The organism is Pseudomonas sp. TE12234 (assembly GCF_054061835.1).
In genome coordinates this window covers 121,675-135,706 of sequence record NZ_JBSSEP010000012.1, presented here as the reverse complement: position 1 = coordinate 135,706, position 14,032 = coordinate 121,675, and the positions used below count along the sequence as shown (strand labels likewise).

The following is a 14,032-nucleotide window of genomic DNA, read 5'->3' as shown; positions in this document are numbered from 1 at the left end:
GTCAAACCCAGCCGCTGCTCTGCATTGCCTTATACACCGCCACGATGGCGAGGATGAAAAAGGCCGAGGCGGCGAGTCGACGGATCAGTGTCAATGGCAATTTGTCAGCAGCAAAGTTACCTGCCAGCACCACCGGCACGTTGGCAATCAACATGCCCAGCGTGGTGCCGATGATCACCAGCCACAGCTCCGGATATTGCGCGGCGAGCATCACCGTCGCGATCTGAGTCTTGTCGCCGATTTCGGCCAGGAAGAAAGCAATCAGCGTTGTCAGGAACGGCCCGAACTTGCGGGCGGTGCTGGCTTCGTCGTCATCCATCTTGTCCGGCACCAGGGTCCACAGTGCGGTGGCGGTGAAGCTCGCCGCGAGGATCCAGTGCAGCAGCGTATCCGAGAAGAAACTCCCCACCCAGGCGCCTACCGCGCCGGCTGCTGCGTGGTTGGCCAGGGTCGCGGCGATGATCCCGGCGATGATTGGCCAGGGTTTGCGGAAGCGAGCGGCAAGAATGAGCGCGAGCAGTTGCGTCTTGTCGCCGATTTCGGCCAAGGCAACGATTGCGGTAGGTACGAGTAGTGAATCCAGCATCAGGGGTTTTCCTAAGGGGCGGGTCGACACGGCTATGACACGTACAGCCTTCCCGCCCCGGGTAAGGTGTTCGTGTCATAGGTCTTGTCAAACCCCGGCGATCCATCTGATGTGGACGCTTGGGTCGCATACGCCATGGTCTGAGGACCAAGTATGTTGACGCATGCCGGACGAGCGTGGCGCTCGTGGGAGACTACTCCCCTAGGACGGAGCGGATTCTGCCTAGGCAAAATCCATTCGGCAAGCAGAAATTTCTTATCCGCGTTTGGCCCGGTAGATTCGGAAACCCTGTCCTTCGGCCTTGATCGCGCACACACCCAGATGCTCTTCGATCAGTGGTTGATACTTCAGGAAGCTGTTCGCCACCAGGCGCAGTTCGCCACCGTTTTTCAGATGTTTGGCCGCTTTTCGCAGCAGGTTTTCGGTGGCGAAGTAATCGGTATGAACGCCGACATGGAACGGTGGATTGCTCAGAATCGCACTCAAACCCATGGGGGCGGCGTCGATGCCGTCACCGGTAATGACGTCTGCTTCCAGACCGTTGGCAGCCAGGGTCAAGCGACTGCTGGCGGCGGCGAATGCGTCCACGTCCAGCAAAGTGACCTGGTTGTGCGGATAACGACGCTTTACCGCAGCCCCCAGCACGCCCGCGCCGCAACCGAAATCCAGCAAATGACCGCTGGGCAGTTTATCCAGGTGCTCGAGCAACAGCGCGCTGCCGCGATCCAAGCGACCATGGCTGAACACGCCCGGCAGACTGATGACCTTGAGCGGGCCTTCCGCCAGCGGCAATTCGTATGCCTGGGCCAGGCTTTCCAGCGGCTTGGCCGCCGGTGCATTGGCCACGGTGACTTGCCAGAGCTGACAATGCCGCGCGCTGTCGAGTTTGCGTGGTTTGCCGAACGGATTCAGTTGCTTGGCCGCCCCCTCGATACCGCTTTTTTTCTCGCCGACCAGAAACACCTCACGACCTTCCAGGCGCGAAGCCACGGCGTTGAGGATGTAATCGGTCAGGTCCTTGGACTTGGGCAGAAACACCACTGCGCTGTCGAACTCGCGCTGCGGGACATTCACGCCAAAATGGCTGCGCTCGGCGAAACGCGCATCCAGGGCCGCCTGGTCGCCGGCGTGCCAGCACCAGCCATGGGCGGCCGGCAGGCGACCGAGCAAGTCGTCGGCGGGCAAACCGGCCAGCAACACCGAACCCTGGAATAACTCAGCCTGACGAAGCAGTACTTCACTGCGCGGATCCATAACTGCTCCTGTGAAAAAAAGTGCCGCAGTTTATCAACTGACGACCCGCAGCGCCTTACCGCTGAAGTACGCCAGAGCGTTTTCCGTGACTTGACCCACGATTCGCTGCCGCGCTTCGCGACTGCCCCAGGCGTTGTGCGGAGTGACGATCAGCCGCGGGATGTCGTGGGCCAGCAGTGGATTGCCATGGGTCGGCGGCTCGACGCTCAGTACGTCGGTGGCGGCGCCACCCAGGTGGCCGTTACGCAGCGCATCGGCCAGCGCTTGCTCGTCGATCAGACCGCCACGGGCGGTGTTGACCACGAATGCGCCGGGTTTCATCAAGGCCAGTTCGCGGGCGCCGATGAAATGGCGCGTGTGTTCATTGAGTGGGCAGTGCAGGGTCAATGCGTCGATTTGCGGCAACAGTTCTTCCAATGGCAAGCGATCCGGCCGGGCAGGGCGCCCCGGAATCTGCCCCAACAGCACGCGCATGCCAAAGGCCTCGGCCAGTCGCGCCACCGCGCCGCCGAGTTCGCCGTGACCGAGCAAACCGAGGGTTTTGCCCTCCAGTTCGACGATCGGGTAGTCCAGCAGGCAGAACTGTTTGGCCTGTTGCCAGCGACCTTCGCCGACAGCTTTCTGATAGTCCGCCAGGCGCGTGGCCAGGTTGAGCAGCAACATGAGGGTGTGTTGGGCGACCGAGGGCGTGCCGTAGCCCTGGCAATTGCACACGGTAATCCCGCGGGCGCGGGCCGCAGCGAGGTCGACATTGTTGGTGCCGGTGGCGGTGATGAGGATCAGCTTCAGCTCGGGGCTGGCGGCCATGGCGGCGGCGTCGATCATGATTTTGTTGGTGATGGCCACTGTGGCGCCCTTTAGGTGGTCGATCACCTGATCAGGGAGGGTCTGGGCGTACAGTCGCAAGTCACTGAAACAATCGCGTAACGGATTGAGATCGAGATCGCCCAGATCCAGGGACGGGTGATCGAGGAAAACGGCGCGGCGAATGTTCGTCATCAACTGTACCTTTTGTGCATTGAACTGAAGGCGTAATCTGCCGAGCCTACCAGATGAAACAATCAGTTACGCTTGTCCAAAAGGAGCCCCCATGTACTGGACAGAGTTCTTGACCGTCGCCCTTATTCACCTGCTGGCCGTGGCCAGTCCCGGCCCGGACTTTGCCGTGGTGGTGCGTGAGAGTGTGACCCACGGTCGTCGCGCCGGCACCTGGACGGCGCTTGGCGTCGGCACCGCGATTTTCCTGCACGTCGGCTATTCGCTGCTGGGCATCGGTCTGATCGTGTCCCAGTCGATCATGCTGTTCAATGCCCTGAAATGGGCCGCCGCCGCTTATCTGTTGTACATCGGCTTCAAGGCTCTGCGGGCGCAGCCAGCCAAACCGGTGGCGGATGATCTGCACAAGGAAGCCGGCGAGCGCACGGCCCGTGGCGCCTTTACTTCAGGTTTCGTGACCAATGGTCTCAACCCGAAAGCCACGCTGTTTTTCCTGTCGCTGTTCACCGTGGTAATCAATCCTCACACGCCGCTGATGGTACAAGCCGGCTACGGGATTTACCTGGCCGCCGCGACGGCGACCTGGTTCTGCCTGGTGGCGATGCTGTTCAGCCAGCAGCGTGTGCGCGCCGGTTTCGCCCGCATGGGTCACTGGTTCGACCGCACCATGGGCGCGGTACTGATCGCAATCGGCGTGAAGCTCGCATTTACCGAGATGCACTGATCCTACGTGGCGCCGAGTTCGCTCAGCTTGTTCAGGGTGTTCAGGTATTGCCGGGGATTTTCTCCCAGCAAACGACGGAACATCGCGCTGAACGCGCGGGCGCTGCCGTAACCCAGGTCCTGCGCCACGCTCTGCACGCTTTCCCCGGCGAGCAGGCGGGGCAGGGCTTCCATCAAGCGCAGTTGCTGGCGCCAGTCATTGAAAGTCATCTTGAGCTGTTGCTGAAATAGTCGTGCCAGAGTGCGTGAACTGGCGCCGACCTGCTGCGCCCAGTCCTCCAGCGTGTTGAGGTGATCAGGTTTTTGCAGCAGTGCCAGACAGATGCTCTGCAAGCGCCGATCCTCGGGCATGGGTATGTGCAGCGCAAGGTTTTCCAGGCTGGCCAGCTCTTGCAGCATCAGTTGCTGAATCAGAGGATTTTCAGCGTGCTGCGGGCCTTGCACTGCCCGCACGATCAGCTCGCGCAGCAGCGGCGTGACCGCCAGGACACAGCACTGCTGCAGGTTCGCCGGCGACAGTTCGGCGTCGATGAAGAGCGAGCGCATGCGCACCTCCCCGGACATGAAAATCTCATGTTCCACCCTTGGCGGAATCCACACGGCGCGGGTCGGTGGAATGATCCACGCACCCTGCGCCGTCACCACTCGCATCATCCCGCACACGGCATACAGTAACTGCGCTTCGCGATGTTGATGAAGTTCCTGGTGTGCGCCATCCACGTAATCTCGCGGATAGGCACTGACCGGCCCGTGCTGGAAATGGCTGATTAACATGTCAGATCCGATGACTTTGTTGTCAGGAATGCGCGTTTTCGCCAACTTAGCATAGGTCGCTCACTCCAACGTAAAGCGTGCCGCGATGAACCAGTCCAGAAACGTAATCCGCTACATCAATGCCGCCCATGTGATCGACCACATGTTCATGCTCATATTTCCCGCCGCGGTGCTCGGCATGACGCAGGCGTTTGCCCTCGATTTCGCGGCGCTGATCGGCTTGTCCCTGGGCGGATTCATCGCCTTTGGCGCTTGTTCCTTGCCGGCCGGCTGGCTGGGGGATCACTGGAGCCGACGGCGAATGATGCTGGTTTTTTTCTTCGGCATTGGCGCTTCAGCGATTTTTACCGGCTTGAGTCACAGCGCGCCGATGTTGGTGCTGGGTCTGACGCTGATCGGTATTTTTGCAGCGATCTACCATCCGGTGGGCACCGCGATGCTGGTGGCCTACGCACAAAACCGTGGCCGGGAGATCGGCATGAATGGCATGTGGGGCAACCTGGGCGTGGCGTTTTCAGCGCTGATCACCGGGCTGCTGGTGGCGCATTTCGGCTGGCGTGCGGCGTTCATTCTGCCGGGTGTGGTGGCGATGGTACTGGGTGTCGGGTTCGCCTTGCAGGTGCGTGAGGAGCCCGTCCCCAAGCGTCCCCACACGCCGCTCAAAGGTGCGGGCGGCCAGCGAATCTCCATGGCGTTGGTGTTCGGCGTGCTGGCATTGGCCACGGCGACCGGCGGCGTGGTGTTCAACGCGACGACGATGACTTATCCGAAACTGTTCCAGGAGCGGTTGCACGAGTTGTTCGCTTCGCCGCAAACCTTGGGTGTCGTGGTCAGCCTGGCTTACGCCTTTGGCGCCGTGGCTCAGTTGAGCATTGGCCGGGTTTTGCATCGCGTCAGTCTCAAGTGGCCGTTCGTGGTGCTGACGATGTGCCAGGCGCCGCTGCTCTTCGCACTCGCCTATGGCGAAGGCTGGGGCGTGATTGCGTTGGGGGCAGCGTTCATGTTCGTGGTGTTCGGCCAAGTCACGGTCAACGATGCGATGGTTGCCAATTTCGTTGCGCCTCAATGGCAATCACGGGTCTTTGCGTTGCGTTACTGCCTGTCTTTCGGTGCCAGCGCCACCGCCATCCCTCTGATCTCTTACGTCGAACCGCTCCAGGGATTGGTCGGGCTCTATTTGATTTTGGCGGCGATTGCGGCATTGACCTTCGTCGCGGCCCTGGTCTTCCCGCGCACGCCCTCGGAGGCTTTGGCAGGACAAACGGCCTGAGCGCTGCTGCTTACCGATAAATGCTGGCGTAACGCTAGCATTTGTGCGGCTCTGCAAATCATTCCTTTGGCTGATTTGACTGGCGATCAAGGGCACTAAAGTGCTTACTTTCAGCCACGACCGTGCAGTCAGAAAAGGGATTCTTATGTTGCAGACTCGCGTTATCCCCCCAGCCGAAGGCGCTTACCAGTATCCGCTGCTGATCAAACGGTTGCTGATGTCCGGTGCGCGTTATGAGAAAACCCGCGAGATCGTTTACCGCGACCAGTTGCGCTACAGCTATCCGACCCTGATCGAGCGGGTCGCGCGGTTGGCCAATGTGCTGACAGAGGCCGGGGTCAAGCCCGGGGACACCGTGGCGGTGATGGATTGGGACAGCCATCGTTATCTGGAATGCATGTTTGCCATTCCAATGATCGGCGCGGTGATCCACACCATTAATGTGCGCCTGTCGCCGGAACAGATCCTCTACACCATGAATCACGCCGTGGACCGCTTTGTGCTGGTCAACAGCGAGTTCGTTGGGCTGTACAACGCGATTGCCGGGCACCTGACCACGGTCGAGAAAACCCTGTTGCTGACCGACTTGCCGGAAAAGACCGCCGACCTGCCGAACCTGGTCGGCGAGTACGAGCAGCTCCTGGCGGCCGCGAGCCCGCGGTACGACTTCCAGGATTTCGACGAAAACTCGGTCGCCACCACCTTCTACACCACCGGTACCACCGGCAATCCCAAAGGCGTGTATTTCACCCATCGACAACTGGTGCTGCACACCATGGGCGTGTCGACCATCATGGGCGCGATCGACAGCGTGCGCCTGTTGGGCACCAATGACGTGTACATGCCGATCACGCCGATGTTCCATGTGCACGCCTGGGGTCTGCCTTATGTGGCGACGATGCTGGGGCTCAAACAGGTTTATCCCGGTCGCTATGACCCGGAGTACCTGGTGGAGCTGTGGCGCAAGGAAAAGGTCTCGTTCTCGCACTGCGTGCCGACCATTCTGCAGATGGTCCTCAATGCCAAGGGGGCGCAAAACACCGATTTCGGTGGCTGGAAAATCGTCATCGGCGGCAGTGCACTCAATCGTTCCCTGTACGAAGCGGCGAAGGCCAAAGGCATTCAGTTGACCGCCGCCTACGGCATGTCGGAAACCGGGCCGCTGGTCTCGTGCGCACACCTCAACGACGAATTGATGGCCGGCACCGAAGACGAGCGCACGACTTATCGGATCAAGGCTGGCGTGCCTGGGCCGCTGGTGGAGGCGGCGATCGTCGACGCTGAGGGCAATTTCCTGCCCGCCGATGGCGAGACCCAGGGCGAATTGGTGTTGCGTGCGCCCTGGCTGACCGAGGGTTATTTCAACGAGCCGCAGAAGGGCGCCGAGCTCTGGGCCGGCGGCTGGTTGCACACCGGTGACGTGGCGACCCTGGACAGCATGGGCGTGATCGACATTCGTGACCGGATCAAGGACGTGATCAAGACCGGCGGCGAGTGGGTGTCCTCCCTCGACCTCGAAGACCTGATCAGTCGCCATGCGGCGGTACGCGAAGTAGCAGTGGTCGGCATCGCCGATCCACAGTGGGGCGAGCGCCCGTTTGCCTTGCTGGTGGTCCGTGAAGGCCATGTGATCGATGCCCGGGAACTCAAGGAACACCTCAAGCCGTTCGTGGAATTGGGGCACCTGAGCAAGTGGGCGATCCCGAGTCAGATCGCCCTTGTTACTGAAATTCCCAAGACCAGCGTCGGCAAGCTCGACAAGAAGCGAATTCGCGTCGATATCACCGAATGGCAAGCTAACAACAGTACCTTCCTTTCCACGCTTTAAGCGTCTTCTGGCGTGCCCAAAAGGGCACGCCGGCCCCACCAAGCAAGCGCTTGGCTTGTCAAATCAGATATTTCAGCCATCCTTGCCGTGCCGACGGGCGTCGGCCTGGCAAAAGGACTGTTCCAGAGTGGCTGGCAGCTGCAAATCACACTTTAGAGGGATCAAGCTGTACTACCTGCTGGCTATAGTCCGCTCAAGGATTTTTAAGAACGGAGCAAACGCACAAACCGGGGCGATGCAATTTTGGAATGACTTTGGGATGCCTTGGCTCCCCGTCATCCTCAACGTTTTTAGAAGTGCTCACTGCCATAACAATAAAATGCACATGGAGTAGCGTCGATGACATCAGTAAACCAGTTCTGGCGCCGGGCGAAACTGCCTCTGGCCGTCAGTCTTGCCTCTACGCTCGCCGGGCCAGCATTCGGCGTCAGTTTCAACGTTGGTGAAATCGAAGGTCAGTTCGACTCGTCCCTGTCCATTGGTGCCAGTTGGTCTACCGAGCAGCCGAACAAGAATCTCATCGGCGTCAACAACGGTGGCCGTGGCCTGTCCCAGACTTCCGATGACGGTCACCTGAACTTCAAGAGCGGGGAAACCTTCTCGAAGATCTTCAAAGGCATCCATGACCTGGAACTGAAATACGGCGATACCGGTGTCTTCGTCCGTGGCAAATACTGGTACGACTTTGAATTGAAGGACGAGAGTCGTCCATTCAAGGACATCAGCGACGATGGCCGCAAGGAAGGCGCCAAATCCGCTGGCGGAGAGATCCTCGACGCCTTCGTTTATCACAACTATTCCATTGCCGATGAGCCAGGTTCCGTGCGCTTGGGCAAGCAGGTGGTGAGCTGGGGTGAAAGTACTTTCATCGGCGGCGGCATCAACTCCATCAACCCGATCGACGTGTCCGCATTCCGTCGTCCGGGTGCCGAGATCAAGGAAGGCCTGATCCCGGTCAACATGTTCTACGTGTCCCAGAGCATCACCGAGAATCTGTCGACCGAAGCGTTCTATCAGCTGGAGTGGGATCAGACCGTTGTCGACAACTGCGGGACCTTCTTCTCGCAACCGGACGTGATCGCCAATGGCTGCGACAACAACCTGGCGGTTCTGCGTACTCAACAAGGCCTGAACGGAGCGCTGGCGGCGGCGGGCCTTCCGGCTTCGTTGCGTAATGCCAGTATCAACACCCTGGCGGCAAACGGCGTGACCTGGGGCAACCCGGATGAAGGCGTGATCGTTCGTCGTGGTGCGGATCGTGATGCTCGTGACAGCGGTCAGTTCGGTGTGTCTTTCAAGTACATGTTCGACCCGCTGGACACCGAATTCGGCGCCTATTTCATGAACTACCACAGCCGTAACCCGATTTTCAGCGGGCAGGGTGCACCGGCCAGCGCCTACAGTGCGGCAGGCCTGGTGGGCAAGTTGGTGGGATCGGGCGTTCCACTCTCCGTGGCGCGTAACCTGGCTCCGACCTTGCTGCCGCTGCAGGTTGCGGGTAACTCCAGCTACTACGTCGAATATCCTGAAGACATTCGCCTGTATGGCTTGAGCTTTTCCACCACGTTACCTACAGGCACTGCCTGGAGTGGCGAATTCAGCTACCGGCCGAATGCTCCGGTTCAGCTCAACACCACCGACATCCTCTATTCCGGCCTGACACCGCTCAACCCTAGCGTGTCCTTACTCCAAGGGACACCTGGGCAGGATCAACAAGGCTATCGCCGCAAAGAAGTGAGCCAGATTCAGACGACGTTCACTCACTTCTTCGACCAAGTGATGGGCGCTGAGCGACTGACCCTGGTTGGCGAAATCGGTCTCACCCACGTTGGTGGTCTGGAGAGCACTTCCAAAGCACGTTACGGCCGTGATCCGAGCTATGGCCCTGGCCCGCTGCCGAATGGCCAATGCGTGGCGTTGAACACGTCTACCCTGGCAGGCGGCCCGCAAAACAACGTCAGCCGTTACTGCGAAAACGATGGCTTCACCACCGCGAACTCGTGGGGTTACCGCGGCCGTGCCATCTGGGAATACAACGACGTATTCGCCGGGGTGAACCTCAAGCCGAACATCGCTTGGTCCCATGACGTGAGCGGTTACTCCCCGGGCCCTGGCGGCAACTTCGAGGAAGGCCGCAAGGCGGTCAGCCTGGGTGTCGATGCCGAGTACCAGAACACCTACACCGCGAGCCTGGCCTACACCAACTTCTTCGACGGCAAGTACACCACCGTGGATGACCGCGACTTCGTTGCGCTCAGCCTCGGCGTGAACTTCTAAGCACTGTATTTTCAGGACGAACGCACATATGAAAATAACAAAGAGTCTGTTCCGCGCCGGTGTTTTGGGGCTTTCGCTGCTGGCGACCAGTGTCATGGCAGCCGTCCCGGCAGCCGAGGCGGATAAGCTGGGCAAGAGCCTGACCCCGATGGGTGCTGAAATGGCGGGTAACGCCGACGGCTCGATCCCGGCCTGGAAACCCCTGCCGAAGAACGCCGGTACCGTCGACAGCAAAGGCTTCCTGTCCAATCCGTACGCCAGCGAAAAACCGCTGTTCACCATCACGGCGCAGAACGTCGAGCAATACAAGGACAAGCTCTCTCCGGGCCAGTACGCAATGTTCAAGCGCTACCCGGAAACCTTCAAGATGCCGGTTTACCCGTCCCATCGTGGTGCTACCGTGCCGGATGACGTGTTCGCCGCTATCAAGCGCAACGCCACCAACACCAACCTGGTGTCCGGAGGCAACGGCCTGGAAAACTTCGAAACCGCAGTGCCGTTCCCGATTCCGAAAAGCGGCGTTGAAGTCATCTGGAACCACATCACTCGCTATCGCGGTGGCAGCGTAACCCGTCTGGTCACCCAGGCTACGCCACAGCCGAACGGCTCGTTCAGCCTGGTGTACTTTGAAGACCAGTTCGTGTTCCGCGACAAGATGAAGGACTACGATCCGAAAAACCCGGGCAACATCCTGTTCTACTTCAAGCAAAAAGTGACCGCTCCGGCACGTCTGGCCGGTGGTGTGCTGCTGGTGCATGAAACCCTCGACCAGGTTAAGGAACCGCGTTCGGCGTGGGTCTACAACGCCGGTCAGCGCCGTGTGCGTCGTGCACCGCAAGTGTCCTATGACGGGCCGGGTACTGCAGCCGACGGCCTGCGTACTTCCGACAACCTGGACATGTACAACGGTGCGCCGGATCGTTACGACTGGAAGCTCGAAGGCAAGAAAGAGATGTACATCGCCTCCGACGCCTACAAACTCGACGATCCGAACCTGAAGTACGCGGACATCATCAAGGCCGGTCACATCAATCAGGACCTGGCGCGTTACGAGCTGCGTCGCGTCTGGCATGTGGTTGCCACCTTGAAGGAAGGTCAGCGCCATATTTACGCCAAGCGTGACTTCTACATCGACGAAGATACCTGGCAAGCAGCGGTCATCGACCACTACGACGGTCGTAACCAACTGTGGCGCGTTGCCGAAGCCCATGCCGAGAACTACTACGACAAGCAAGTGCCGTGGTATGCGCTGGAAGCCTTGTACGACCTGCAATCGGGCCGTTACCTGGCGCTGGGCATGAAGAACGAAGAGAAGTCGGCGTATAACTTCGGCTTCCAGGCCACCACCAGCGACTTCACCCCGGCGGCATTGCGTCAGGATGGTGTTCGCTAAGGCATAAAAAAAGAGGCCGCATCCTCTGGAAACGCCCCGACTGGTTCGGGGCGTTTTTTTATTCGTAGACTTTTTGTAGCCATTTGTAGCAATTACCTTCATTACCTCATCGTTTACCGCTAGTCTGCGGACATCTGCAACGCCGCCATCCGTAATTCAAACAAGAGCCGGCCATGACTGATCTGTCCCCACCACCAGGTCCTGCAAGCGTTGCCGTCGCCACGCTGGCCGGGCGTTTTTTCCGTCCGCCATTGCCCGACGGCCATGTGCTGCGGCCTCGTCTTTGCGAGCGTCTGAGTGCAGGGCTAAATGGCAGGCTGTTACTGGTCAGTGCACCGGCGGGGTTCGGTAAAAGTTCGTTGGCGGTGGAGTTCTGTCAGTCGCTGCCGGCCCATTGGCAAAGCCTTTGGCTCGGATTGAGTCCGCGCGACAGTGACCCGGGTCGATTCCTCGAGCGCTTGCTCGAAGGCCTTCAAGACTATTTTCCGCAGCTGGGCAGGCAGTCCCTCGGGCTGCTGAAGATGCGTCAGCGACATCAGCCGTTTGCATTCGAAGAATGGCTGGATGGCTTGCTCGATGAGCTGGCCGTACACCTTTCGACAGCGACGCCGCTGTTACTCGTTCTCGATGACTATCATCTGGCCCAGGGGCCGGTGCTTGATCGCTGCTTGCAGTTTTTCCTCAACCATTTGCCCGATGGCTTGCTGGTGATGGTCACCAGTCGCCAGCGCCCTGACTGGCATCTGGCGCGGCTGCGCTTGTCGCGGCAACTGCTCGAATTGCATGAACAAGACTTGCGCCTGACCCACGATGAAGCCTTGACCCTGCTTGACCGTCACAGCAGTACTTTGCGCGGTGAGGCGCTGGAAAGCCTGATCCAGCGCAGCGAAGGTTGGGTTGCCGGCTTGCGCTTCTGGTTGCTGGCGGCCTCGGAGGCAGGCAGTCATGGCGCATTGCCCCAGGCGTTGCATGGCGGGGAGGGGCTGATTCGCGATTACCTGTTGGAAGAAGTCATCGATTGCCTGCCCGCCGAGGTTCAGTCATTCCTGTACGACACGGCGCCTCAGGAGCGTTTTTGCAGTGAGCTGTGCGACGCCATTCGCGACGCTCACGACAGCGCCGAGATCCTGCGTTTTCTGGCTGCACACCAGGTTTTCCTGGTGCCGCTGGACGAACACGGCCATTGGTATCGTTATCACCATTTGTTTTCCGATCTGCTGCGCACGCGGCCTACCGCACAGACAGTGGTGCCGGCCGCGAGTCTGCACCTGCGTGCCTGTCGCTGGTTCAATGCCCAGGGCTTGCTCGACGAAGCGGTGGAGCAGGCCTTGCGCGCCGGACATCTGGACGTGGCGGCGAACCTGGTACAAAACCTTTCCGAAGAGCAATTGCTGGCCGAGCAGAACGTCGGCATGTTGCTGCGCTGGAAAATGGACTTGCCCGACAGCCTGCTGATCAGCACGCCGCGCCTGATCGTGCTTTACAGCTGGGCGTTGGGGCTGGCCTGTCAACTGGATGCGGCCGAGGAACTGTCGAGCCATTTGAGCCGCTTCCTGCCGGCCCCGTCGGCCACTGCACAGAAATCCATGCTGGCGCAGTGGTTGGCGCTGAGCGGGATCATCGCGCGCGGGCGCGGCAACCGCGAGCTCACGCTGCTCTATTGCAGCGAGGCGCTGGAAAGCCTTCCGTGCAAACGCTACGGACAGCGTTTGATGTGCCTCTCGACCCTGTCCAACCTTGCCATCGCCGATGGCGACTTATGGCGCGCGCGCGAGCTGAATCGGGATTCCCTGGAATTGGCGCAGCGGGTTGGCAACCCGTTGTTCGAAGCGCTGGCTCACTACGACCGCGCCCGAGTGCTGCAGGCGCGCGGAGAAATCCTTCGTTCGCTGGAGGAAGTCCGGCAAGGCCTGCAGCGCCTGCAAGGGCTATCCGCGCAACGCCTTTATGCGGTTCGCGCCCGACTGACCTTGTACGAAGGATTTCTGCTGGCGCTGCGCCTGCAACCACAGGCGGCGAGAGGGCGATTGCAGGTCGGTTTGAACGAGGCGCGTGCCTGCCGCGACATCAGCGTGTTGATCGGCCACTGCGTGATCGCGCGGCTGGAAGGCAGCAGTGGCGAATTCGCCAAAGCCTTTGCCGAGCTCGCCGAGGCCGAACGTCTGATGCACATCTGGGACGTGCCGCCCATTTACTATCTGGCGATGATCACGCAGGTCAAATGTGAACTCTGGCTGGCCCAGGGCCGCACAGATCTGGCCGAAGCCTGGCTGGCGCGATTGAGTCAGACCTATAACGGCGAACACCCTGCCGCGCCCCCGGAGTTCCATCCGCAACTGCCGCTGCATATCGAGCTGCAACAAGCGTTGCTGGACGTCATCCAGGCCCAGCCGATGCTGGCTGAGGGGCGTTTGAATGTGCTGCTCGAACAGGGGCAGCAAAGCGGTCGGCAAATGCTCAGTGCGATGGCGCTGGCGCAAAAAACCTCGCTGCTGCTGAGCACCGGGCGCGAGCCCGAGGCACGCAAGGCCTTGGGTCAGGCGCTGGAGGCCGCCGCCGGTGGCGTACTGCAACCGTTCGACAGGTTGTTGGCCGAGCATCCGGACTGGCTGCGCGCGCAGCTTCAACTCAGCGCACCTACCACTGTTTCTCAAGACCTGGCCGAGAAACTTCCGACGCCGGTGATCCGCCCGGCGCTGGAATCCACTGCTGCGGCAGAGCAACTCAGTACGCGGGAACTGGCAGTCCTGCGGCTAATCGCCCAAGGCTGTTCGAATCAGGAAATCAGCGATCAGCTGTTTATTTCCCTGCACACGGTCAAAACCCACGCCAGCCACATCAACAGCAAGCTCGGGGTGGAACGGCGTACGCAGGCAGTGGCGAGGGCGAAGGAGTTGGGGGTGTTGGGCTAAGGGTAAAACTAAAGTTACG

Annotated in this window: 10 protein-coding genes and 1 riboswitch; of the genes, 6 read left to right on the top strand and 4 right to left on the bottom strand. The window is 60.1% G+C overall.

What is annotated here, in order from left to right:
* Nucleotide 1: 1 nt before the first annotated feature.
* From ACVWYU_RS19355 to ACVWYU_RS19345, 3 genes are all read right to left on the bottom strand, one after another.
* Entirely contained in the window at nucleotides 2–586 is a 585-nt protein-coding gene (locus ACVWYU_RS19355; RefSeq protein WP_090325078.1) for a TMEM165/GDT1 family protein, read from the bottom strand.
* Nucleotides 587–675: 89 nt separating this feature from the next.
* A riboswitch (yybP-ykoY riboswitch) is annotated at nucleotides 676–801 on the bottom strand.
* Between the two features lie 40 nt (nucleotides 802–841).
* A complete protein-coding gene (locus ACVWYU_RS19350) occupies nucleotides 842–1,840 on the bottom strand; it encodes a class I SAM-dependent methyltransferase (protein ID WP_247256340.1) in 999 nt (332 codons plus the stop codon).
* Nucleotides 1,841–1,873: 33 nt separating this feature from the next.
* Complete coding sequence (locus tag ACVWYU_RS19345) at nucleotides 1,874–2,839, bottom strand: 2-hydroxyacid dehydrogenase (protein WP_457373438.1); 966 nt, start codon at nucleotides 2,837–2,839, stop codon at nucleotides 1,874–1,876.
* 91 nt (nucleotides 2,840–2,930) lie between these two features.
* On the opposite strand from ACVWYU_RS19345, the gene ACVWYU_RS19340 reads away from it, so the two are divergent.
* A complete protein-coding gene (locus tag ACVWYU_RS19340) occupies nucleotides 2,931–3,560 on the top strand; it encodes a LysE family translocator (protein ID WP_090325073.1) in 630 nt (209 codons plus the stop codon).
* 2 nt (nucleotides 3,561–3,562) lie between these two features.
* Here the strand turns inward: ACVWYU_RS19340 and ACVWYU_RS19335 are convergent, their stop codons facing one another.
* Nucleotides 3,563–4,333, bottom strand: a complete 771-nt coding sequence (locus ACVWYU_RS19335; RefSeq protein ID WP_457373437.1) for an AraC family transcriptional regulator — start codon at nucleotides 4,331–4,333, stop codon at nucleotides 3,563–3,565.
* A gap of 85 nt (nucleotides 4,334–4,418) precedes the next feature.
* Between ACVWYU_RS19335 and ACVWYU_RS19330 the strand changes: the two genes are divergently transcribed.
* From ACVWYU_RS19330 to ACVWYU_RS19310, 5 genes are all read left to right on the top strand, one after another.
* Nucleotides 4,419–5,603 (top strand): MFS transporter, encoded by a 1,185-nt coding sequence (locus ACVWYU_RS19330; RefSeq protein ID WP_090325072.1) that lies wholly within the window; start codon nucleotides 4,419–4,421, stop codon nucleotides 5,601–5,603.
* Nucleotides 5,604–5,748: 145 nt separating this feature from the next.
* The gene (locus tag ACVWYU_RS19325; RefSeq protein WP_090325071.1) at nucleotides 5,749–7,431 is read left to right on the top strand and encodes a fatty acid--CoA ligase; all 1,683 of its coding nucleotides are present in this window, start codon (nucleotides 5,749–5,751) and stop codon (nucleotides 7,429–7,431) included.
* A 339-nt stretch (nucleotides 7,432–7,770) separates the two neighbouring features.
* Nucleotides 7,771–9,708 (top strand): DUF1302 domain-containing protein, encoded by a 1,938-nt coding sequence (locus tag ACVWYU_RS19320; protein WP_247256342.1) that lies wholly within the window; start codon nucleotides 7,771–7,773, stop codon nucleotides 9,706–9,708.
* 28 nt (nucleotides 9,709–9,736) lie between these two features.
* The gene (locus ACVWYU_RS19315) at nucleotides 9,737–11,101 is read left to right on the top strand and encodes a DUF1329 domain-containing protein (protein ID WP_090325068.1); all 1,365 of its coding nucleotides are present in this window, start codon (nucleotides 9,737–9,739) and stop codon (nucleotides 11,099–11,101) included.
* Between the two features lie 173 nt (nucleotides 11,102–11,274).
* Nucleotides 11,275–14,013: a LuxR C-terminal-related transcriptional regulator gene (locus tag ACVWYU_RS19310; RefSeq protein WP_457373436.1), complete on the top strand. Its 2,739-nt coding sequence runs from the start codon at nucleotides 11,275–11,277 to the stop codon at nucleotides 14,011–14,013.
* The last annotated feature ends 19 nt before the right edge of the window (nucleotides 14,014–14,032 follow it).